At 35.6% G+C, this 22,224-nt stretch carries 22 protein-coding genes and 1 riboswitch; of the genes, 7 read left to right on the top strand and 15 right to left on the bottom strand.

What is annotated here, in order from left to right:
• Positions 1–68 precede the first annotated feature (68 nt).
• Positions 69–156: riboswitch (cyclic di-GMP riboswitch) on the bottom strand.
• A gap of 130 nt (positions 157–286) precedes the next feature.
• The 7 genes from BUC25_RS14025 to BUC25_RS13995 all read right to left on the bottom strand — a co-directional run bounded on the left by BUC25_RS14025 (position 287) and on the right by BUC25_RS13995 (position 7,384).
• On the bottom strand, positions 287–745 hold the full coding sequence (locus tag BUC25_RS14025) for a hypothetical protein (RefSeq protein ID WP_084543473.1): 459 nt from the start codon (positions 743–745) through the stop codon (positions 287–289).
• 32 nt (positions 746–777) lie between these two features.
• Positions 778–2,478: a sodium:solute symporter family protein gene (locus tag BUC25_RS14020; protein WP_073202524.1), complete on the bottom strand. Its 1,701-nt coding sequence runs from the start codon at positions 2,476–2,478 to the stop codon at positions 778–780.
• Positions 2,479–2,558: 80 nt separating this feature from the next.
• Positions 2,559–2,834, bottom strand: coding sequence for a DUF4212 domain-containing protein (locus BUC25_RS14015; protein ID WP_073202523.1), 276 nt, complete (start codon positions 2,832–2,834; stop codon positions 2,559–2,561).
• A 270-nt stretch (positions 2,835–3,104) separates the two neighbouring features.
• Complete coding sequence (locus tag BUC25_RS14010; protein ID WP_073202522.1) at positions 3,105–3,839, bottom strand: LytR/AlgR family response regulator transcription factor; 735 nt, start codon at positions 3,837–3,839, stop codon at positions 3,105–3,107.
• Positions 3,836–5,590 carry a LytS/YhcK type 5TM receptor domain-containing protein gene (locus tag BUC25_RS14005; RefSeq protein ID WP_073202521.1) on the bottom strand — a complete coding sequence of 585 codons (1,755 nt, stop codon included), beginning with the start codon at positions 5,588–5,590 and terminating at the stop codon, positions 3,836–3,838. The genes BUC25_RS14010 and BUC25_RS14005 overlap by 4 nt, the downstream gene beginning before the upstream one ends.
• On the bottom strand, positions 5,583–7,088 hold the full coding sequence (locus tag BUC25_RS14000; RefSeq protein ID WP_073202520.1) for a solute symporter family protein: 1,506 nt from the start codon (positions 7,086–7,088) through the stop codon (positions 5,583–5,585). The genes BUC25_RS14005 and BUC25_RS14000 overlap by 8 nt, the downstream gene beginning before the upstream one ends.
• Before the next feature lie 11 nt (positions 7,089–7,099).
• Positions 7,100–7,384, bottom strand: a complete 285-nt coding sequence (locus tag BUC25_RS13995; protein WP_073202519.1) for a hypothetical protein — start codon at positions 7,382–7,384, stop codon at positions 7,100–7,102.
• Between the two features lie 749 nt (positions 7,385–8,133).
• Between BUC25_RS13995 and BUC25_RS13990 the strand changes: the two genes are divergently transcribed.
• A complete protein-coding gene (locus BUC25_RS13990) occupies positions 8,134–8,601 on the top strand; it encodes a hypothetical protein (RefSeq protein WP_073202518.1) in 468 nt (155 codons plus the stop codon).
• 23 nt (positions 8,602–8,624) lie between these two features.
• Here the strand turns inward: BUC25_RS13990 and BUC25_RS13985 are convergent, their stop codons facing one another.
• Together BUC25_RS13985 and BUC25_RS13980 are read right to left on the bottom strand one after the other, a co-directional pair.
• Complete coding sequence (locus tag BUC25_RS13985; protein WP_073202517.1) at positions 8,625–9,635, bottom strand: DUF3231 family protein; 1,011 nt, start codon at positions 9,633–9,635, stop codon at positions 8,625–8,627.
• A 191-nt stretch (positions 9,636–9,826) separates the two neighbouring features.
• Complete coding sequence (locus BUC25_RS13980; protein WP_073202736.1) at positions 9,827–10,708, bottom strand: SDR family oxidoreductase; 882 nt, start codon at positions 10,706–10,708, stop codon at positions 9,827–9,829.
• A 184-nt stretch (positions 10,709–10,892) separates the two neighbouring features.
• Here BUC25_RS13980 and BUC25_RS19420 point away from each other — a divergent pair, with 184 nt between their 5' ends.
• The 4 genes from BUC25_RS19420 to BUC25_RS13965 all read left to right on the top strand — a co-directional run bounded on the left by BUC25_RS19420 (position 10,893) and on the right by BUC25_RS13965 (position 14,397).
• On the top strand, positions 10,893–11,063 hold the full coding sequence (locus BUC25_RS19420; protein WP_170862709.1) for a hypothetical protein: 171 nt from the start codon (positions 10,893–10,895) through the stop codon (positions 11,061–11,063).
• Positions 11,064–11,831: 768 nt separating this feature from the next.
• Entirely contained in the window at positions 11,832–13,688 is a 1,857-nt protein-coding gene (locus tag BUC25_RS13975; protein ID WP_073202516.1) for a heavy metal translocating P-type ATPase, read from the top strand.
• 172 nt (positions 13,689–13,860) lie between these two features.
• Complete coding sequence (locus BUC25_RS13970) at positions 13,861–14,094, top strand: heavy-metal-associated domain-containing protein (RefSeq protein WP_073202515.1); 234 nt, start codon at positions 13,861–13,863, stop codon at positions 14,092–14,094.
• A gap of 33 nt (positions 14,095–14,127) precedes the next feature.
• Positions 14,128–14,397: a hypothetical protein gene (locus BUC25_RS13965; protein WP_073202514.1), complete on the top strand. Its 270-nt coding sequence runs from the start codon at positions 14,128–14,130 to the stop codon at positions 14,395–14,397.
• A 287-nt stretch (positions 14,398–14,684) separates the two neighbouring features.
• Here the strand turns inward: BUC25_RS13965 and BUC25_RS13960 are convergent, their stop codons facing one another.
• Positions 14,685–15,272, bottom strand: a complete 588-nt coding sequence (locus tag BUC25_RS13960) for a CGNR zinc finger domain-containing protein (protein WP_073202513.1) — start codon at positions 15,270–15,272, stop codon at positions 14,685–14,687.
• A 194-nt stretch (positions 15,273–15,466) separates the two neighbouring features.
• Between BUC25_RS13960 and BUC25_RS13955 the strand changes: the two genes are divergently transcribed.
• A complete protein-coding gene (locus tag BUC25_RS13955; RefSeq protein ID WP_073202512.1) occupies positions 15,467–16,327 on the top strand; it encodes an alpha/beta fold hydrolase in 861 nt (286 codons plus the stop codon).
• Positions 16,328–16,566: 239 nt separating this feature from the next.
• On the opposite strand, the gene BUC25_RS13950 is transcribed toward BUC25_RS13955, so the two are convergent.
• The 4 genes from BUC25_RS13950 to BUC25_RS13935 all read right to left on the bottom strand — a co-directional run bounded on the left by BUC25_RS13950 (position 16,567) and on the right by BUC25_RS13935 (position 20,190).
• A complete protein-coding gene (locus tag BUC25_RS13950) occupies positions 16,567–17,763 on the bottom strand; it encodes a class I SAM-dependent rRNA methyltransferase (protein WP_073202511.1) in 1,197 nt (398 codons plus the stop codon).
• A 308-nt stretch (positions 17,764–18,071) separates the two neighbouring features.
• Complete coding sequence (locus BUC25_RS13945) at positions 18,072–18,620, bottom strand: Fic family protein (RefSeq protein WP_244535194.1); 549 nt, start codon at positions 18,618–18,620, stop codon at positions 18,072–18,074.
• 143 nt (positions 18,621–18,763) lie between these two features.
• The gene (locus BUC25_RS13940; RefSeq protein WP_211619586.1) at positions 18,764–19,108 is read right to left on the bottom strand and encodes a hypothetical protein; all 345 of its coding nucleotides are present in this window, start codon (positions 19,106–19,108) and stop codon (positions 18,764–18,766) included.
• A gap of 134 nt (positions 19,109–19,242) precedes the next feature.
• Positions 19,243–20,190: a ketopantoate reductase family protein gene (locus BUC25_RS13935; RefSeq protein WP_073202509.1), complete on the bottom strand. Its 948-nt coding sequence runs from the start codon at positions 20,188–20,190 to the stop codon at positions 19,243–19,245.
• 267 nt (positions 20,191–20,457) lie between these two features.
• Between BUC25_RS13935 and BUC25_RS13930 the strand changes: the two genes are divergently transcribed.
• Positions 20,458–21,009, top strand: a complete 552-nt coding sequence (locus tag BUC25_RS13930) for a TetR/AcrR family transcriptional regulator (RefSeq protein WP_073202508.1) — start codon at positions 20,458–20,460, stop codon at positions 21,007–21,009.
• A gap of 858 nt (positions 21,010–21,867) precedes the next feature.
• Here BUC25_RS13930 and BUC25_RS19605 read toward each other — a convergent pair.
• Positions 21,868–22,224: Fic family protein (locus tag BUC25_RS19605; RefSeq protein ID WP_244535193.1), on the bottom strand; the 357-nt coding region annotated here is incomplete at its 5' end.

Below are 22,224 nucleotides of genomic sequence, written 5' to 3'. Positions count from 1 at the left end.
CCCCTAACACAATTTTTAAATAGATAAAAAAGAAACCTCCGCTGCAAAGGTTTCTAACTTCTCCTTATAAGCGCAACTGGCTGGCATTCATTACATTAATGGTTAGCCCCTTTAGCTTTGCGTCCCACTCTTTCGAAAGGTTTGCCGATATCTTTACGTGACTTTTTTCCTATTACCATTATCGTAACATGTATTGTAGAAATTTGTCTATTTATATTTTTGTTTTTAATCTTTAACAAAAAAAGCTTCTCAACGTATGCTGAACGTTTGAGAAGCTTTCTTTTACTTAAATCGTTTGTTCTACTCTTTTATTTTGTACTGGAAGGTTTTTTTCTTCCCTTACGAACCTACCTGACCCTAACCATGCTGCACACGCAAAAATCAAATAAATTGCCTGTGTTGCATAGGCTCCTTGTAAAATTATTTGTAACCCCATACCAAAACCAAGTGATGGAATGACGAGTAAAAATGTCCGAAATATTCGTTCAAACCCTTTTTCAAGTGGTAATGGCCAAATTCTTGAGAAACACACACCTAAAGCCACACCTAGTCCAGCAACCACAAAAAGCTGTCCAAAAACAATCGGTGTTGGGAATGGCCATTCCATTAAATAATGACCTGTTATATAAAAAATTTCAAGAAATAACGTAATCCCTATTACCTTCTGAAAGGTCTTTATATTCATCCATGGGTGGAGTAGATATACCAAGATAATCAAACTCCCTAAAATCAATGTCCAGTTCACCTTTCACCACTCCTTAATACAAGATTACATTTTTATTTTTCGTTAACAGACTGTTCTGGTTGTTCGTCTAACTCCGGTGCTCGTACATTTTCGATCAATTGCTGAATTTCTGAAGGTGGTTCTGGTGTCATTCTTGAAACAATGAAACTAACTATGAAATTAAGCAACATACCAATTACACCGACCCCTTGAGCATTAATGCCAAAGAAACTGTTGAGAATCGGTTCTTCTGTTCCAATAATAGATGGAGAGAGGATTGCACCAATCATAATTAATGTAAAACTCAAACCGGTGATAATACCAGCAACTGCCCCTTCTTTATTCATACGTTTATCAAAAATACCTAAAAGAATTACTGGGAAGAGACTTGCCGCCCCTAAACCAAAGGCGAGTGCCACAACCTCTCCAGCAAATCCTGGTGGGTTAATCCCCACATACGCGGCAATCCCTAGAGCAATTAATAAAGTGATTCGACCGACACGCAGCCGTTGTGCTTCTGAGGCTGTTTTATTAAAAATTCGATAATAAATATCATGTGAAACTGCACTTGTCATGGTTATAAGTAAACCTGATGCCGTTGATAATGCTGCAGCTAAACCACCTGCGGCAACTAAAGCGATAATAAAAGGAGCTAGATTGGCAACCTCTGGTGTAGATAACACAATAATGTCTCCATCAATTACGACTTCATTATCGTCCCCACCAGTGAAATTAACAACTCCGTCGCCATTCTGATCATCTAATTGTAATAATCCAGTAGTTTCCCACTTGCTAACCCACTCAATACTCTGCACCTCTTCGATTGGTTTATCGGCAATTGTATCAATTAAATTGTATTTAGCGAATGCTCCAACAGCAGGTGCAGTTAAATAAAGCAAGCCAATAAAAATAATTGCCCATACAGCTGACCATCTGGCAGCACGAACACTTTTAACCGTATAGAAACGAACGATAACATGTGGAAGACCTGCAGTCCCTGCCATTAATGCAAGTGTCACCATGAACACATTCAGTAAAGATAAATCTGTAAAAGGTGCCATATATTCTGTCATACCAAGATCAACTTGAATTTGACCTAATCTATCAACAATATCACTTGTCGTTAAGGCTAATTGGGGAACCGGATTACCTGTTAATTGCAAGGAAATCGCAACAGCGGGGATAATAAAGGCGATAATAATAACAAAATATTGAATTGCTTGTGTCCAGGTTACCCCTTTCATACCACCTAATAATGCAAAGAAACCAACGATCGCCATACCAATCAATACGCCCACCACAATATCTACTTGCAAATAACGACTAAAAACAATTCCTACCCCACGCATCTGTCCCGATATATAAGTAAGTGAGATAAAAATCGTAGCTACTGCAGCTACAGAACGAGCACTGCTTGAATAAAAACGATCCCCAATAAAATCAGGAACAGTAAACTTCCCAAATTTACGCAGATATGGAGCAAGTAGCAAAGCCAATAAAACGTATCCACCCGTCCAACCCATTAAATAAATCGTGCCGTCATATCCTAGAAATGCTACAAGCCCTGCCATTGAGATAAATGATGCAGCTGACATCCAGTCAGCAGCAATGGCTGCCCCATTTGCAACAGTAGGGACACCTTGACCAGCAACATAAAAGTTAGATGTGTCATTAACTCTTGACCACCAACCAATGCCCGTATATATCGCAAACGTAATTAAAACCAATATAATAGTAATTGCTTCTACACTCATAAAACCCCTCCTGTATAAAGTGAGACTATGATCAGAGTAGGTTATTACTCCATCGATCATTTGTCACCATGTAAACTGTTTTATTCCCCATCCTTCAGCATTGCTTTATATTTCTTATCGAGTTTATCCATACGAAGAGCATAAATTAAGATTAATAGTATAAATACAAGGATCGAACCTTGATGTGCTATCCAATAAGATAGTGACACATTAAAAAAGCGAACATGATAGAGTGGCTCAGCCAATAGAATTGCTCCACCATATCCAACTAATGCCCAAACCACTAACAAGCTCAATATTAATTTGATGTTTTTCTTCCAGTACCACCTTTGTTTCTCATTAAGAGTCTGTTTCATTTTCTATCACCCCATCCTTCCTGTTTTTAGTTAGAGTATTTAGTTATGTTAGTAAACGCTTACATATTGATGGTGTTAATACGATCCCTGTTGTTTATTCAGCGTTCCTATCCATTATACGTTCACAAATCCCATCCACTTATGAACCATAAAAAATACTAAATACTCTAACAATTGTATTTAGTATATTAAATATCACGTATTAAATTTTTTAATTTCTGTGAAATGCAGACTTTCTTGTTTAAAATGTTGTTTTGTTTGTCTGAATGGTTACGATAAACCCTGTAAAAAATCAAAAAAGTCTTTCGCTACTGTTCTGCTCATCGGAATCTGTGATTTCACTTTGTCTTTTAATACAATATTATAGGCACCATTAAACCAAGGTGTAATTTCTTCTATTGCATCTAGATTCACAAGATAGCTGCGATGTGGCCGGTAAAACGGAAATGCACGTAGTTTTTCTTCTAGTTCTTTCAGATTCATTTTTGTTACAAATACTTCATTTGTTAATGTATGAAGAAGGACCTGTCTGCCTTCTCTCACAGCATATCCGACTTCTAATGGATCAATAACCATCATTTTTTTATCTGTGGAAATAATCAGTTTATCAATCTTTGGCTTTTTATTCATCCTTTTCGGAAGTTCTTCTCTAACACGCATTAAAGTGGTTGATAACCGCTTTTCATCAAAAGGTTTTAACAAATAGTCAGTAGCTTGAAGCTCGAATGCCTCCACGGCATATGTTTCATAAGCAGTGGTGAAAACAATGACAGGCTCTTTTCCATCTTCACTTCTCAGAATCTTAGCGACTTCTAAACCTGTTAAGCCTGGCATATGAATATCAAGAAATAATACATCTGGTTTACATTCACGATATAACTGTAATAATTGCTCGCCATTCTCTGCACTAGGACTCAATAACACATCCTCTTCCTGTTGAAGCAGATAACTTAATTCTTCTCGTGCCAAACGTTCATCTTCTGCAATCATGACTTGTAGCTTCATTTATCCTTCACCTTCTTATTCAGTAATATTTTGAAAGAAACAGAACTCCCTCTTATAGGGTGATTTTGAAAGTGTAATTGACTTTCCTCACCCAAAATTCCTTTTAAACGTTCATTAATATTATATAAGGCTGTACCATTACCATTCTTTGGATCCACTGGCTCTTGTCCCAGCAGCTTGAGTCTATTTTCTGCAAAACCATTACCATTGTCTGTTACCTCAATAAATACCCAGTCTTCTTCCCTTGTAATAATTAATTCGATTTTCCCTCTCATTTGTTTATCCTTTAATCCGTGCTGAATGCAGTTTTCTATTAAAGGTTGTAAAGTTGCAGGCGGTATCATCACTTCATCTAAGCCTTGATCAATCCTTTTGTTTACTTTTAATTGATCCATAAAACGAGCCGTGACAATTTCCACATAGGCATTCACATGTTCTAACTCTGTATTCAAAGGAATAAGTGACTTGCTGGCAATACTTAAGTTCGACCGCATATAATGACTCAGTTGTATCAAAATATGACGTGCCTTTTCTTGATTAACGCGCATCAGGGAATGAAGCAAATTAAACGTATTAAATAGAAAGTGAGGGTTAATCTGAGCTTGTAAATTCCGTATTTCTGCTTCTTTTAATAGTTCCTTCATTCGTTCTGCTTCAAAACCACTAATTTGATTGGATATTATAGTACCCAACCCTTTGGCCAATTCAATTTCAACTGCTCGGATCTGCTGGGAATGTCTGAAATATAAATTGATAAGACCAATGATTTCTCCGGACCTGTAAATTGGTATCATAATTGCCGTTTTTAATGGGCATGGTTCAAAGCGACATTGAATATCTTCTCGATCATACGCCACTTGGATATCGCCCGTATCAAGTGCTTTTTGGGAAAGTCTCATCTTAAGTGGTTCCCCTTGTCGATGATGGTCATCTCCTAGTCCAACGTGGCTAAGAACCTTTTCTTTGTTTGTCACCGCAATTGCAGCTACATCCAATTCTTCATATAATAAGGCTGCCATTTTGTCTGCTTGAGTGATTAAAGAAGTATCTTGAAGAATAGGGATTGCTTTTTCTGCTATCGATAAAGCACGATTCGTTTCAATTGCCGCTTCTCTTTCGGTTTCGTTAAGGGCTGCTCGGATCATCATTGTAAATATAGCCAGTGCAATCGCATTGGTCACTACAAGCGGAATACCTATCGTATTGACTAACTCAATACCTGTTTCCTGATCAGAAATAAAAATCAAAAGCATTCCCATATGTAAAACAGGAGGAAACATCCCTATAAACAAAGCTTTTCCTGGTGCAATCACCCGTTCTTCTGAAAAAAACTGACCTGTCCACCCTGTAATTAGCCCTGCCAACGGATTAATGAGACTGTTGGCGATCCAAGCTTCACCTCCTAAAAATGATAGGTAAATACCTGTGATTACACCTGCCCCAATACCCACATACGGGCCACCTAATAGTCCCGCAATCATGACTACCACCATACTGAATCCTATCAGTACCTCGTTAGAAGTTACGTCTGTTATTCGGGATTCCACGATTAATGTATCCATTCTAATTAAAACACCGGTATGGGTCCCTAATATTCCAATAAATCCAAAAACGATCGCTAAGTAAATCACTGTATCCAATGCGATATCCCGGTCCAATAATGTACGAAACCCTGGCACTTGTGTCAACATGAAAACTGCCAGCAATAGTAAACCTATTCGTTCAAATAGCACAATGGTGAGATCAATCATGCGAGACAGCCTCCTGTTTCTCTCTGTAAAGCCTTACAAGCAAATGCTGATAGCCTTGTTCCTCTTCTTTACCTATCAACGAACCAATGATTCCCCCAACAAAACCGGCCGGTATGGTAATAATTCCAGGATTAGCAAGTGGTGAAATACCAAACCCTTCTGGACCAGTCACAACTAAGGCGATGGACGTGAAAAATCCAATGAGAAGCGTTGCGTAAGCACCTTTCCTATTAAAACGCTTCCAATAAATTGTATAAATTAATAAAGGAAATAGAGTAGATGCTGCAATTGCAAATGTACTCGATACAAGAAAAGCAACATTACTATGCTCCATTTCAATTGATAAAAGTATCGATACGATTCCGATGACAACAGCTACCCTACGTGCGACTTGGAGCTGTTTCTTTTCTTCTACCTTTTCCTTTTTCCACAGGTGAAAATAGATATCATGCGCAAAGGAAGACGTAGCGGCAAAAATTAATCCGGTCACCACTGCAATGATAGTAGCAAAAGCTACTGCCATCACAAAAGCAATCAAAAAGTCGCCACCTACAGCTTCAGCGAGTAACAATGCAGCCAAATTACCACTTTGGTCTACTTGTGTTAAAGCTTCACTACCCACAAGAGCAATCGTTCCCACTCCTAAGATAAGTGTCATAATGTAAAAGATACCTATGATCCATGAAGCGGACATCGCGGACAATCGAGCCTGCTTTGCGTTTTTAACGGTAAGAAAACGAATTAATATATGTGGAAGCCCTGATGTGCCAAGTAATAAAGTCAAGGTGAGTGATACCTTCTCGATGGGATGTGTAAACAAATTACCTGGATAAAAATAAGCAGTTCCATGTGGACTCTGTTCAACTGCCTGATTTATTAAATCAAAGAAATTCCAGTTCATCCATGAAAGTAAAATAAATACAACGAGTAATGTTCCACCCATTAGTAACACCGTTTTAATAATTTGCACCCAGGATGTTGCGACCATTCCACCAAAGGCTACATAAACTGTCATTAAAATACCGATAATGACCACAGATACTCGAAAATCCACACCAAGTAAAAGCCGAATTAATAAACCTGAGGCCACTAGCTGTGGAATCATATACAATATCGAAATACTAATACCACTAATTGAAACAACCGCTCGCATTCGATTGCCTGGAAATCTTGCAGAGATTACATCTGCTACAGAATACGTTCCAAGCCTGTGAACAGGCTCCACAATTAATAAAATTAATATTACGTAAGAAATTAAAAAACCCGAGGCATATAAGAAACCGTCATAACCATATAATGCAATTAATCCCGTAATGCCGAGAAATGATGCAGCACTGATAAAGTCTCCAGCAATTGCCATACCATTTTGCATGCCTGTCAAACTCCCTGCAGCTACATAAAACTGATGCGCTGTTCTGCTTCGTTCAGCCGCCCAATGAGTAATAACGAGGGTACCTATCACAATAACAACGAAGAAAATAAAATAAGTAAAATTCATAAATACTCTCCCTAATTGGTCTGTTTAACATTTCTCTCTAAAATCAGATGATATTTTTTCATGTAAAAGTAATGCCAGACCCCTATCCCCCATGTCATGAGAAACAGAAAAATGACGTATACCCAAGCAAACAAAAGAAAAAAGGATGTTGTCTCCTTTAAAAAAATAGATAAAACAAAGGGAATTAACAGATAAAAAAGCACTATAGCAGTTGCTACCATGAGAAGCATGCGATGATTTTTCTTAATACAGACCTCATCATCGAAAGCGGTTACATTTTTAGAATTATTATTCATATAAACCTCCTTTAGAAAAGTGGTCTTTATGGTATAAAATTATAAGTTAGTATGTATATTTTTGTCAATTGGCTTCATTTTAGTAATTAGTGGAGGCTAAACGAACAGTATCTTTCTGATATTTACTCAAATTGGGTTTCGTCAAATGTGAAAATAGCCAAGAGCCTCAAGATCGTATTCTAAGAGCCACCATTCGCAAACAGGCTAGTGCCCGTTTTTTGTATCGATCCTTTGCGAAGAAGACATACACGAATTACCCAAGATAAATTCAGCAATAACTACCACTGACAGAATTTCTGTTTTTAATTAGTATAGAAACATGTAAAGTTGGGAAAAAAAAGAAGAGATTAATAACCATTGAAATGATTTATATAAAAGATTCGTTGATGCAAATTCTGTTAGCTATATGAAACATAAGATTGCTGTACTCTTATTTTAGTCGGTTAACAGGTGAAGCAAAAAAGGAATACTTTTTTTGTTCAACCATTTTTAGAAAAATGCTTATACTTGGGTCGACACAATCAGGATCGGCATTTTCAGAACACCTATCCAGTAGGTAGATGCTCTAAAACATAGGAAAAGCTATATTAAAGATGTCATTTACCCTTGAGAAGTCAAATCCATTAGAACTACTGACTTACCGGTATAGGACTGACAATTATTTAAAGAAGGTGTGGAAATGAATCAAAAACATAACATTGTATCTCTTATAAAACATTTGTTTCATTCCTTCAGAAAGGTTAAACAAAGTGAAGGCATCTGAAGCTTTATTATGGAGCATCGCACTACCTGGATTTGGTCAACTGCTAAACAGAAAAATAGTTAAAGGAATTATCCTCATTATTTTAGAATTTTTAGTTAATGTACTAGGTAATTTAAACACTGTGCTGATTTTAAGCTTTTACGGAGAAATTCAAGCAGCTATTGATCACGCTAACTATCAATGGCTTCTGTTTTATCCTTGTTTATATTTTTTTGCAATGTGGGATGCCTATCGAGATGCTGGCGGTGGGAAAAAACCCTATTCTTTTTTGCCTTTTGTTTTTTCTGCTTATTTTGTAACGGTAGGAACCATTTACTCATCGAGTTTTGCTATATTTGAGATAGTATTAGGACCTATTTGGCTTCCAATAATAAGCGTAATACCCGGGGTCTCAGTAGGGTTACTGATACAAATAATTACTAGAAAGATATATATGGGAAAAGAAGCAAAATAAAAAAAGCTGAATGAACAGCTTTTTTATTTTTTTCTAGCCAACTTTTCTTTATCTTTAATTCCTGGTGGTTGCTCTAACCAATGATTTTTAATCATAATTTCTGCTCCGCTTTTGGCTAACTTTGCTACTTCCAATGATAGTCGCTCATAACTAAGTACCAAATCATTTCGTTGACTTGTTGCTGCTGCAGTAGCATAATTGCCGATTCCTGCTGTCATCATCAGTGACATATGAAACATCATTAATTTGTCCGAGAACGTTTGAGTAGTAGAATCACTAACAGAAAGGTCTGGAAGACGCGTGGCCTCTATTTCATCGTCAAAAAGGGTATCAGCGAAAATTTTAATATGTTTCTTTGAAACCTCTTTCCCTCGCAACATAAATTCTTGTACTTCTTTCGTTGGCGAAGTTTGAGCGAATGATAAACACAATTTGACACCTATCGAATTTGTCATAATATTTAAATACAAATGAGAAATTTCAACAGCGTTTAGTGGTCTTGTTTCATTAAATGGATTTAATCCACTCATATATTTTTTACTTTCTACAAAATCCTGTTCTTTTGGAACTTCCATATAGGGGTGCCTAGCCGTTATTCCTTTTGATAAGGAAACCTCACTTGAATGATTAAAAAGGCTCACAGACTGATTCAAAACTTGAGTGAAGTAATCTCGTATATCGCTCCTCGTAGTCAAAGAGAGAGAGCCACTATAGCCTAGCATTCCAACTCTTGACAGGTGAGCTATATAATTTAAACAAAATGTATCAGTATACAACCACGGTGCATCCAAATTAATATCTGATTCATTAAATCCACTTGGTATTGCGTAATCATCCTGTTCAAAAATAGTTTGCAATTGTTCCAGATTATTCGAAGAAACGTCATAAGCGCTCTGAATGACTTCATTTATTTCAGAATCCTTAATATGTTGCAACATAACACGCAGTACGCATTTCAACATACTTTCATTCATATATGCCGTCCATAAAGAAGCAATTTCACCTGATGTTAGATATATCTTTCTATCTGTCATAAGTACCTCCAATTATACAAATTATAGCTTTATTATGTACAAAATGGATCAATTTATGCTTAATTAGAAAGAAATATTAATAGCTACAAGTAAAGAGAGACTTTTTTGAGTGCAAGTTTTAGACTCACTTTACTCGCCAAAACGTATCACGAAGTTAGCCACTACCTAACTTTTACACCGTTACACTTACCTTAACCAAATATTTGACCACCATTTACATGTAATGTTTGACCTGTGACAAATCGAGAATCATCTGAGGCAAGATAAACAAACGTTGGGGCCAATTCAAATGGTTGCCCTTGACGATCCATTGGATTACCTGCAAGTGTGACTTCATCGGCAGAGAAACTGGAAGGTATTAATGGGGTCCAAAACTTACCAGGGGCAACTGCATTTACTCTAATCCCTTTATCAACTAAGTTTCTGGCAAGAGCACGGGTAAATCCAATATTTGCTCCTTTCGTTGCTGTATAATCGATCAATTGATCATACCCATAGAACGCAACAACAGAAGAGGTATTAATGATTGAACTTCCCGCTTTTAAGTATTTTAGTGCTGCTCTGGTAGTATAAAAATGCGAATATATATTAACTTTAAACGTATCATCAAATTGATCATCGGTAATATCCTCTAAACTTAATTGTTGAAATTGGATACCAACATGATTGCATAAAACGTCGAGCCTGCCAAATGTTTCAATTGTCTTTTCTACAATGTGTATGCACTGTTCCTTATCTCTTAAATCCCCTGGCAATAGCAAGCAATTTCTGCCCAATTCTTCAATTCGATTCTTCGTTCTGATTGCATCATTATGTTCATCGAGGTAAGCAATAGCTAAATCTGCTCCTTCTTTTGCAAAAGCAATTGCTGCAGCTGCGCCTATCCCACTATCACCACCAGTAATAAGTACAACCTTATCCTGTAATTTTCCACTCCCCTTGTAGTTGGGATTTTCAATAATCGGCCTTGGGACCATCAATTCTTCTACTCCCGGTTGCCGAAATTGCCGCTGTTCTGGAACCGTCAAGGCAACCTCTTCATAACGAGTTATCTTCCCATAATTGGGATGCATGGGATACTTCTGCTTGCTCGGATCTTTATTATCCACCGATTCAGCCTCCTTCCAACCTTTTTTACCGTATGAAGTACTTTATGTATTTTGGGCGTTGATCATGTTTGTCTTATGAGAATTCTCGCCAAATCAAACTGGTTCCCTGCTAAGAAATGTGCATAGTCTAATTTCAGGAGGTGAAAAAATGAAATATTATTACAATCCTGAAGTAGTGTATTTATTAGTAAAAGAATCTCACAAAAAAGAAATGTTGTTATATAATGATAACCCTTCCCTCTGGAAGGTACCGATAATTGGACCTAGACCACCCTATTTTGCTAATCCAAATTATCAACCCTATTTTCCAACTATATAATCAATAAACCAAGCCATCCCTTGTTCTCTTAGACTCCTAGAAGGAATCTTTTATAATTAAAATTAAAATTCAACTAATTAAATTGGATTACTAACTGATAATGCTGTTAAACTTAAGTAAGGAAAAATAGAGTTGAATCATTTCGTTATATAGAAATTAAAAGGGGGATTACTATGCCTAACGATGAATTAGCAAAAAAAGATGGTTGGAAATGCCAAGTGACTTGCGTAAAAAACTTGAAAGCAATGTATTTTGTAGCAATTGCGGAGAAACAACAATAGTTAATTACGAGGTTGATTCCACTAATTATAACATTTGGCTTAAAGGTTACTGTAAACATTGTAATGAAAAAGTCGCACGTGTTATTGATTAAATTACATTATAACTCAGCACACCCACTCTCTATTTACTATTAGAGAGTGGGTTATTTTCTCATATTGGGAGTTGCATTTCGTAACAGGATCATGTTGTTGATAAAATTCTCTACATGTTATTACAAATTTTAAAATTTTCTTATGAACTCACTAATACTCTAAAATTAACTCCTCTATCCCGTCCTAAATTCTCTCATTACTTTCTCTTCTCTCATGGTTCATATTTAGTATCCATATTGTTCTCTTTTTAAATACAAGATGATTAAAGCCACTTTTTTTTCTTAGTCAGATTAATTTCATAACTTGATTTGCATCAATTTCTATTTTAAAAAAGGACCCTATACTAGAGTCATCAACAAGAACAAAAATAAAATAGAAATGGATGGTAATTCATATGCAAAAATTTATACTAAGCAAGAAGAATTTCATTACACTGATCAGTGCGATTTTAATTGCATTAGGATTCTTGGGCCGATTTGGTTTAGAAAACAATCTCCTCTTCAATGGATCGCTTATTATTGCATCCATTCTTGGTGTAGCACCAATTGCGATTCAAGCTTATCAGGCATTAAAAGTAAAAGTAGTCAGTATCGATGTATTAGTCACTATTGCCGTTATTGGGGCAGTATTGATTCAAAACTATGAAGAGTCCGCCATTGTCACTTTCTTATTTTTATTTGGCTCTTACTTGGAACAACGAACTTTGAATAAAACACGCTCTGCCATTAAGGAATTAACAGAACTTGCTCCAGAAAATGCTATTAAACAAATGGAAAATGGAGAATTTGAAGAAATAGACGTCGATGCTGTAGAAGAAGATGATATTCTGTTGGTTAAAACCGGTGCAAAAGTTCCGGTAGATGGTACCTTGTTAACTGGTGAAGGCCATATTAATGAAGCAAGTATTACTGGAGAATCTGTGCCGGTGAGTAAAAAAGTTGATTCAGCAGTATTTGCAGGAACGATCTTAGAAAACGGAACCATTCAAATTAGAGCGGACCGTATTGGAGAAGATACCACATTTGTTAGAATTATCGAATTAGTGGAAGAGGCACAGGATTCCAAATCAGAAGCAGAACGATTTATTGATCGATTTTCAAAATACTATACGCCAGCTGTTCTAATCCTTGGTTTTATTGTTTGGTTATTCTCAAAAAATATTGAACTCGCGATCACGATACTTGTTTTAGGATGCCCAGGAGCATTAGTGATCGGGGTACCAGTATCGAACGTCGCTGGAATCGGAAACGGTGCACGCAATGGTGTACTTCTAAAAGGTAGTGAAGTGATCAACGACTTTAGCAGAGTAAATACGATCGTTTTTGACAAAACAGGAACATTGACAGTAGGGAATCCTGAAGTTGCCGAAAAAGAAGTTTATGGAAACAATAACGAGGAAGTTTTAGGATACTTAGCAAGTGTGGAGCGTGAATCGGATCACCCACTGGCAAAAGCTGTCCTGCAAGATATTGGCAAGACTAGTTTTTATACGGTTGAAGAAACCGAAGTTGTTAAAGGGGGCGGGATTGTAGCAAAAATCGGCGATCATCGTATAGCTGTTGGTAACGTTGCTTTAATGAAAAAAGAAAATGTGGAATTAAGCGAAAAAGCAAAAAAAGACGTCGAACGGTTTGAGAAAAACGGGAACTCTCTTGTGTTAACTGCGATCGACAGCGAATTAAAAGTATTGATGGGTATTCGCGATCAAATCCGTCCAGGTGTAAAAAAAGATCTTCAACACTTAAAAAAACTAGGAGTCAAAAATCTAGTTGTTCTTTCAGGGGACAACCAAGGAACCGTAGATTTGGTTGCTCAAGAACTTGGGTTAACTGAAGCACATGGTCATATGCTTCCAGAAGGAAAATCAGCCTATATTGAAAAAATGCAAGCAGAAGGCCAAATCATTGCCTTTGTCGGTGACGGAGTGAATGATAGTCCTTCATTAGCCTTGGCGGATATTGGTATCGCTATGGAGAGTGGAACAGATGTTGCCATTGAAACATCCGATGTTGTGTTAATGAACTCTGACTTTAGTCGTTTACCACATGCATTAGGCCTGACCAAATCAACCTCAAACAACATGAAACAAAACATCATTATTGCAGTCGGTGTCGTATTGATTCTACTTGCCAGCCTACTATTTAGCGAATGGATGAACATGTCGATTGGAATGCTGGTTCACGAATTAAGTATCTTAGTCGTTATTATAAATGGAATGAGGTTGCTCCGATACCGTTTAAAAAGGGCATGAGACTAGAATAGAACTTTTGGGAGTATGCAGACAGAGAAAAATAAAATACTTTAATTACTCGAAAACTTGATACGCGTCAATTTCATTCCATTGGACCTGAGCTATACTTAAATTGTAAAGCAAAAGAGGTAATTCAAACAAAACCAAAGATATTTTGAAAGGAGAAGGAATCATGCAAAAAGCAGTTATTCAATTAGAAACATTATCTTGTCCATCATGTCTGCAAAAAATCGAAAATGCGGTGAAAGGTATAAACGGAATTGATCAAAACAGCTTAAAGGTATTATTTAATGCAAGTAAGGTAAAAGTGAATTTTGATTCAGAAGCAGTCGCTATTAACAATATTGAAAAAGCAATTGAAGACCTCGGTTATCCGGTCGTCAAATCAAAAGTAAAATCTGCTTAGCAAATCAAAAAAATTAAAAAAGAGGGAGAAAAGATGACTGAAAAAACATTTAACGAAGTAATCACAAACCATTTCGAAAAGCTCGAGTTATTCACCACTGCGATTACACGTGCCCATGGTAAAAATCATCCAGAAGCCTTTGAAGTACGTGAATTGTTTGAAAGAATCAGTGAAAAAGTAAATAATGCTGAGGGAAATAAGCCTAACTTACATGATGAATTTAATCAATTACGGAAAATCACAGACCATTTCCCATTCCTGGAGATGTATGTGAAACATATGCAGGTACCTATGAAATGCTAGCAGAAGTAGACAAAGCATTTGAACCTCTCATGACTAAAGTCACGAGATTCTTGGGAAGAGAGCCTACTTGCTCGTTTATTTCTTTACAAGCAGCGGTTTCTCTTATTTACCAAGCTATCCCCGTAGTTGATGAGCATCGCTAAAACGATGCACTAACCGAAGCTTGCTTACTCACGACTGAAGGCACGAGTTTGCGCAAGCTATATCACCAAGAAGATAGTACCCATTATAATTTTTCTAAAGCTTAAATTTCACACGATATAATTGTTCTAATCCATTACTATATATTACTTCTTATTCTTTTTTCTTGCATAAAATTCGGCTGCCTTTTGACGATTTCCACATAGCTCCATACTGCACCATCTTCTTTTTCCGGGTTTTGATGTATCAACAAAGTAATGAATGCAATCCTGATGTTCGCACTCTCTAATACGTTCGTTAGAAATACTATTCAATGTGTGAGTTATTGAGTAAACAATATTGTACAGCACATGATCTCTGGTAGTTTTGCCCTCGGACACCAATTTTATTTTTTCTTTCGTTGGGATAACTGCTAAGTTAACATTAATTTCCTGAACCATTCTGCTCAATTGTTCAATCGTTGTTACAGAAAGTTTTTCTTGCTGTTTTAAGTCAGAGAGAATCATTTTGCAAAGGTCACGAAGTGAAATCAGCTCGTTAGTCAATAAATTTAACCATTCTTTGTCTTCTAATACTTTTACATCATACTCCCGTAATAAGTGATTCTCCTCTAGCCATTTAAAAGTTTTTGATGATTCAAGAAGAATATCAACCTCTTTTTCATTTGATAGATATCTCGTATTAACCAGGTTAATCCACGCAGTTCCACCTAGTGTAAATTGTATTTTATTCATGTTTTCACCTCACTTATTATGTTAACCTCTAAAAAGACATTTTACAAGTTATAGAATTCATGATATTGTATAACTGTTAAAAGATTATTTTAGAGGTTATAAAAGGGCGTGAAATATAATGGATAAATATTAACTAAATTTTTTGTATTTAATCGATTGTCACACAAATTTTAATAATTTAATGAGGTGAAAATATGTCAGTACAGTACAAAACAGTAAATATTAATAACATTAACATTTTTTATCGAGAAGCTGGTGAAAGAAATAATCCTACAATTTTATTGCTTCATGGTTTTCCTTCTTCTTCTCATATGTATCGGAATTTAATAACGATTCTGATGAATGAATACCATATTATCGCACCTGATTACCCAGGCTTTGGGAATAGTGATCAACCAGGAATGGATGAATTTGATTATACTTTTGATAACATCGCACTTCTAATTAATCAATTCGTAGAGAAATTAAATTTAGAAAAATACAGTATCTATATACATGATTACGGAGCTCCTGTAGGGTTCCGATTGGCAACTAAACACCCTGAGCGAATCCAAGCTATTATAACGCAAAACGGCAATGCATATGAGGAAGGATTAATGCCTGCTTGGGATCCTATACGAAAATATTGGGAAAAACCTACCGAAGAGAATAAGAATAATTTAAAATCGCTTTTGACTTTAGAATTTACAAAGTATCAATATATAGATGGGACTCGTCATCCTGATCGAATTAGTCCAGATGCATGGAATATGGATCAAATAGCTTTAGATCGTCCTGGAAATGATGAAATACAGCTTGCTTTGTATTACGACTATAGAAACAACCTTAAACAATATCCAAATTGGCAGGAGTTTTTTAGAACTTATCAACCTCCTACATTGGTTGCTTGGGGAAAAAATGACATGTTCTTTGGCCCTCAAGGGGCTTTAGCTTTCCAAATAGATTTAAAAGATTGCGATGTCCATTTATTAAATACAGGACATTTCCCTCTTGAGGAAGATTTGGAAACCAGTGCTTATCTCATTAATCATTTTTTAAGAGAGAGATTAAAATAGCTGAACAAACAGCTTTAATCCATCTATAGACCGTTATCATTTACGGATGATAACGGTCTTCCCTTATGTAAATGACATCCACCTTGCCTTTGTCCCCTGCTCGGCAAAGGCAAGGTCGGTTAACTTACTTTATTTAGTCTGTGAGAATGACTATATGCTTGTTTTTAGATCAATTATGACGAGCGATCATAATGAAAAATAGGTTCTAGTCAGTGAAGCTAGTTGAAGGTTGTTAGCCCTCAGTTCATTACCCTTATAAATACAACTTTTAAATAATTAAATTCCGGATAGTTATGTGGAACAATAAAATCTTCTGGCAACTGGTGCTCCTCTATAATTTTGTAGCGTGTGTTAGTTTCGGTAAATGCTTTATCAATAAAAGTTTTAAACTTTTTCATATTGAAGCTAGCGTTATTGGTGGACGCAATAATGACTCCATCGTCATTGGTGATTTTCAGGGTATCTTTTAATAGTTTCGGATAATCTTTAGCCGTACTAAATGTCATTTTCTTTGTTCGTGCAAAGCTTGGTGGATCTAATACGACAACATCAAATTTCAACTCATGACGGACCGCATAACGAAAATAGTCAAAGACATTCATCACCTTAATGTCCTGTGCTTCATAATCAATATCATTGACTGCAAATTGCTCGATTGTTTTTGGCAGGCTACGCTTTGCTAAGTCTACACTCGTGGTCCCTGTCACACCTCCTAGAACTGCTGCTACAGAAAATGCACCAGTATATGAAAAAGTGTTAAGAATAGTTTTCCCTTTTGAGTAGTGATCACGTAATCTTTTTCGTACATTACGCTGATCTAGAAATATACCTGTCATTGCCCCATCATTTAGATCTACCGCAAATTTCATCCCGTTTTCCGAAACAATTAAAGGGAATTCTCCCTTTTCACCTGACACATAATCATTCTGTTCCAAGTATTGTCCATTTTTATTAAAACGTAATTTTTCATAGAGACCACGAACATCTACCACTTCACTCAACGCTTGATATATAGATTCACGGAAAGAATAAATGCCTTCACTATACCAACTCACCATATAAAAGCCGTTAAAGAAATCAATAATTAATCCACCGATACCGTCTCCTTCCCCATTAAACACGCGGAAAGCAGTTGTATCTTCTGCTTCATAAAAACTTTCCCGCTTTGCCACAGCTTCGCTAATTTTTTTAATAAAAAACTTCAAATCGACTTTTTCCTGTTCTTTATGCGTTAAAACCCAGCCTATTCCTTTATTTTGTATACCGTAATAAGCTGTTGCGATATATTTACCAGCCGGATCGATTAAACGCAAGATGCTCCCCTCTTCTATCTTCGCTTCTGAAGTTTTAACAGCTTCTTTTGAGAGTAACGGATAACCATTATTTATGGCTTTAACCGACTTTGATTTTATTTTTACATCTATTAACTGTCTCATCTAGTCATCCTTACTTTTATATTTTATGTTTATTATGCCATTATTTTATGCAATGATCGAGTATATGTATTTATCCCTTTGTTCTATTAAGTACATAGTGTTACCTTAAATAGGAACTAGTATTTGTAAACAGTCATTAATTAGACATATAATAAATTTATCTTACTACTCTTTCTAAATCGACATCAACGCCTTAGTGATATAGAATAGAGCCTTCTCATATGTGTTAATCAATAATGAAAAGGCTCTGTTATATTTGAATATACTAGGATTTCTTCAGCAAAATTTTAGCATAACTGTATAGTTTATTATGTGTTTCTATTTATTGTACTTAAATATAGGTTTAATGAATCTTCTACTTCGTCCGCGACTAACTTAATAAAGTCATCATACTCTTTTTGTGTATGTGCTTTATCTAATGCTTCATAATAAGCAATTCGATTTTTAACTTTGATAACAATTGATGGAAAACCAGCTTTCATGAGTTCTAAATTTAATAACAGACGGGATGTACGACCATTTTCATCAATAAAGGGGTGAATCCCAACAAGAATAGCATGCAGCATAGCTCCACGAGTAACCGGGTGTAATTTTTTTGTTTCTGCTTGTTCATACCATATCATCAACTGCTTCATCTCTTCTTTTATAAAGAAAGGAGCCGGAGGAATGTGTTTAGCACCAGAAATAAAAACTTGCTGATCCCTATAAACCCCTGCATATTCATCATCAATTCCTTTTAGTACAAGACGATGTATATTTTTAATTTGCCATTCTGATAAAGGTTCATCCTTTTGCACAATCTCCTCTACAAAATGAATGATTAATAACCTCCAAGTGTTCACGTAGCGTTTTGCCACCAACAGTAATTCCTTCTAGGACTATTTAAAGGTATTTCTAATTCGCACCAATCTATTTCTACTGGTTTCATTAATACTAAAAACATTCAAAAAAACAGTAGAATCTTTACATATTGTTTTGATCTCTTTATTTTTTAAAATCACTAGAATAACTGAATTTGTTGGTTTTTCTCTTTGTTTTCACCACGTATACGATAACCTATATTTTTATAACCCTTTAACCGCTTTTCAAACATTTTCTGTAAAACTTCAACATTTGAATCAACATAATCAAATACTTTCACTTCGTCTTTACCACTATGTTCCCGATGAAGCCGTCCTACATACTGTTGCAACGTTCCTTTCCAAGAGATTGGCATTGTAAGAAAGAGTGTATCTAATCTAGAATCATCAAACCCTTCTCCTGCATATTTTCCTGTTGCAATTAACAATTTTTCCTCACTGTCAGGTAATCTGGTTAACTCTTCTAACTTTTCTATAGTTATCAAGAGCTGTAAAAAATGCGATTAATTAACGTTGTGTATATTGCTGGTTTGAATAATTATAACGAGTATTTACCGTTTTTCATTGGAGTGTGTTAGCAAAATGTTTAAGCGAGATTATACATTATCTGTGAGAATGACTAACGAATAACCTCATCTCTATATTTAGCAGTTGATCGTTTTTTTAAGTCATCCCAATTTGGAGTTGAAATATTTGCTTGTTCTTTCAATTCATCAAATTTTTCATACAAGGCTTCAATTTCACTAAAGGAGCTCTCAAACAATTTAATCATCGGAAGTTTATGAAATATTTTCAAACCGTTGTAGGTAAAATTACGATGGCGACGAACCAGTTTCACTTGAAATGCTGGATCAATTCGATATCCCATTCTTTCTAAAACCATAAAGCCCTCATCCATTGCATAAACCATCTGCATTAATGCCTTCTTATCCTTAGCTATTTTTTTAAAGTCAAAGTTATTTATATAATGAATTGAGTTCATAGCAACAATCGGTATAAAATGACTTTTAAGCCATGCATCAATATTTTCATTATAACTTAGTTTAAACTTTGCTTCCTTAAAAGCCTGTTCTATGGCAGATTTAAATGATAAATCACCATCTAAACCACCTATTACCATTTGTCCACCTCCTCCACGTATGGAAATAACACGACCGCTTTCCTCCCTTTTCCCTCCACTAACATGAAAACCAAACGCAGTATTCTTTTTGACTTCGCTATTTTCATTGAGAGTTGCTTGCATACGTTCTGCATCAGCGTTATTCCCAACAATCACAATATTGTTACTTATGTTTCCAGCTAATATCGGAAGAACCGCTGAGAATTGATTATATTTCATCACAACAAAAATGAGATCATAGTGTTCTTCAGGTTGCAGTTTATCGATCACATTAACTGTAACGACAGTATTTGTTCGTCGGCGATAATGACGAATAACAATTCCATCATCCTCCAATTGTTGATATCTTTTTCCTCTGGCTAAAATGGAAACATCATTTCCCCCACGCACCAGTGAGTAGGCAAGCTGGCTACCTAAAACGCCGGCTCCATAAACTAATACTTTCATCTTAATACCTCTCTTCATCGTTAAAAGTTTTTTTGAGAAATTGGTAGATTTATGTGTTTATTCAACAAATGTTTATTATCTATAAGTTTAGTGACAGTCTGGCCTCAAATCAATCGTTAATTACACCACTTTTGTTTATTAATGAACAGATTAAAGATATTTGTTCAACGAAAAGAAAATAATCATCTGTTTCTTTTTAGACATTTGTTAATTATAATAAAAATATCATGTTTAATTTTGCTTAAATAATTCTTGAGGGAGAATTTTATGGATAAAAGAATTAAAAAGTCTAAAAGAGCTATAGAGGAAGCACTAATTAGTTTAATGGCGGAAAATGATTTTATAGATATCACCATTAATTCGATTGCGGAGAGAGCAGATGTTAATAGAGGTACAATCTACTTACATTACGAAGACAAGTTCGATTTATTAGAACAATGTATAGAAGGGAAAATACAGAAATTGCTCAATTTTTGCCTACCTGAAGGGTCTGGTAGTTACCCTTCTAAGTCATCCTTACTACGGACATTTAACTATTTGGAGGAACATTCATTTACTTTCCATATATTGTTAACAAATAAAGGTGTCCCCACTTTCCGAAAAAAAATATTAAATGTCATGAAAGCAGGAATGAAGGAACAATTGGAGTTGAACGGGATAAATCAAAATATAAACAAGGAGATCCTTATACAGTTTTTACCCTCGGCAACAATTAGTGTAATAGAGTGGTGGATAATAGAATCAATGCCTTATTCCCCAGAAGACATCACTGAGCAATTATGGATTTTACTAGAACAAAATCATTTTGTACCCAAGTAAGGAATATTCCAAAAATATCAGAATTCGTTTACCAACTTTTGGTTTCTCATCAGGGACATCAATACCTTGATTTGCGCAGGAAATGAAAAAAGAGGCTTCCAAAAAGTTCAGTGAACTCATGAGAAGCCTCCGTTAATATCTTCAATGTGAGCAAAATGTTAGGCATTACACTCTCTTCTTACTTAAAAAACCACTCATATGAAGAGTTGGATAGGCAGTCCAGCAACAAGAGCTAGTAGCTCGCGTCATAAGCAGTTCCACTTCAATGACCTAAGTGCAGGTGCTCTGCTTATGCGTGTCGCGACTGGCAAGCCCTTTCCGCTTTCTAATATTACATCATGCCGCCCAGCTTACACATCTAAAAATAACTATAAACAATGTATATAAAACCTTTAAAATCAACATTTTAAAGGTTTTATGATATTTCAATTCTAGTAACTTTTAATGTTTCCGGTCACTTTTCCAACTTATCTTTGTTTGAATTTTCTTTGAAATCCTCAATTAAAATAAATGAAAAACTATAATGACACTAAATATTACAAAGTGAATCGAAAACAGCTTAGATCATACCTAAATACTTAAACGTATTAATAAATCGCTTCTTTTATCTTCCGGACAAGACTTCACTCTAGAATTAACATAGTATCTGTTGGATGCAACAATAGAATTTAATCCCACCTCTTCTCATTATACATCAAAAGTTTGAGCAGCTATTAAATTATGCCTTCCTGAGTAGAGAGTGTGTACTATCTTTGACGATGTTTCTATAATTGTTAAAAATTCGGTATATCACAATTTTATATATTCCTCCCTGATATCTTTAAAACCCAGAACATAACATCTTTACTGTGGATTTTACTAAATGTTTTTATTTATTGTACTTAAATATAGGTCCAATGAATCTTCTACTTCGCCCGCGACTAAGTTAATAAAGTCATCATACTCTTTTTGTGTATGTGCTTTATCTAATGCTTCATAATAAGTTATTCGATCTTCCACTTTAATAACAATTGGTGGAAAACCAGCTTTCATGAGTTCTAAATTTAATAACAAACGTGATGTCCGACCATTTCCATCAATAAATGGGTGAATCCCAACAAAAATAGCATGTAGCATAGCCCCACGAGTAACCGGGTGTAATTTTTTTGTTTCAGCCTGTTCATACCATATCATCAACTGCTTCATCTCTTCTTTTATAAAGAAAGGAGCCGGAGG

It is taken from the genome of Gracilibacillus kekensis, assembly GCF_900143085.1.
Taxonomy (GTDB): domain Bacteria; phylum Bacillota; class Bacilli; order Bacillales; family Amphibacillaceae; genus Gracilibacillus; species Gracilibacillus kekensis.
The sequence above is the reverse complement of the archived record's forward strand: the minus strand, read 5'-3'. Positions and strand labels throughout refer to the sequence as shown.

Excerpts from the sequence above, each read along its gene's own strand:
- BUC25_RS14015 (WP_073202523.1), bottom strand. The coding sequence starts at position 2,834 with ATGAAACAGACTCTTAATGAGAAACAAAGGTGGTACTGGAAGAAAAAC.
- BUC25_RS13980 (WP_073202736.1), bottom strand. The coding sequence starts at position 10,708 with ATGCATCCCAATTATGGGAAGATAACTCGTTATGAAGAGGTTGCCTTG.
- BUC25_RS13935 (WP_073202509.1), bottom strand. The coding sequence starts at position 20,190 with ATGAAAGTATTAGTTTATGGAGCCGGCGTTTTAGGTAGCCAGCTTGCC.
- BUC25_RS13965 (WP_073202514.1), top strand. The coding sequence starts at position 14,128 with ATGACTGAAAAAACATTTAACGAAGTAATCACAAACCATTTCGAAAAG.
- BUC25_RS13960 (WP_073202513.1), bottom strand. The coding sequence starts at position 15,272 with ATGAATAAAATACAATTTACACTAGGTGGAACTGCGTGGATTAACCTG.
- BUC25_RS13985 (WP_073202517.1), bottom strand. The coding sequence starts at position 9,635 with ATGACAGATAGAAAGATATATCTAACATCAGGTGAAATTGCTTCTTTA.
- BUC25_RS13970 (WP_073202515.1), top strand. The coding sequence starts at position 13,861 with ATGCAAAAAGCAGTTATTCAATTAGAAACATTATCTTGTCCATCATGT.
- BUC25_RS14005 (WP_073202521.1), bottom strand. The coding sequence starts at position 5,590 with ATGATTGATCTCACCATTGTGCTATTTGAACGAATAGGTTTACTATTG.
- BUC25_RS14010 (WP_073202522.1), bottom strand. The coding sequence starts at position 3,839 with ATGAAGCTACAAGTCATGATTGCAGAAGATGAACGTTTGGCACGAGAA.
- BUC25_RS13950 (WP_073202511.1), bottom strand. The coding sequence starts at position 17,763 with ATGAGACAGTTAATAGATGTAAAAATAAAATCAAAGTCGGTTAAAGCC.
- BUC25_RS14020 (WP_073202524.1), bottom strand. The coding sequence starts at position 2,478 with ATGAGTGTAGAAGCAATTACTATTATATTGGTTTTAATTACGTTTGCG.
- BUC25_RS13955 (WP_073202512.1), top strand. The coding sequence starts at position 15,467 with ATGTCAGTACAGTACAAAACAGTAAATATTAATAACATTAACATTTTT.
- BUC25_RS13995 (WP_073202519.1), bottom strand. The coding sequence starts at position 7,384 with ATGAATAATAATTCTAAAAATGTAACCGCTTTCGATGATGAGGTCTGT.
- BUC25_RS19420 (WP_170862709.1), top strand. The coding sequence starts at position 10,893 with ATGAAATATTATTACAATCCTGAAGTAGTGTATTTATTAGTAAAAGAA.
- BUC25_RS14000 (WP_073202520.1), bottom strand. The coding sequence starts at position 7,088 with ATGAATTTTACTTATTTTATTTTCTTCGTTGTTATTGTGATAGGTACC.
- BUC25_RS13975 (WP_073202516.1), top strand. The coding sequence starts at position 11,832 with ATGCAAAAATTTATACTAAGCAAGAAGAATTTCATTACACTGATCAGT.
- BUC25_RS13930 (WP_073202508.1), top strand. The coding sequence starts at position 20,458 with ATGGATAAAAGAATTAAAAAGTCTAAAAGAGCTATAGAGGAAGCACTA.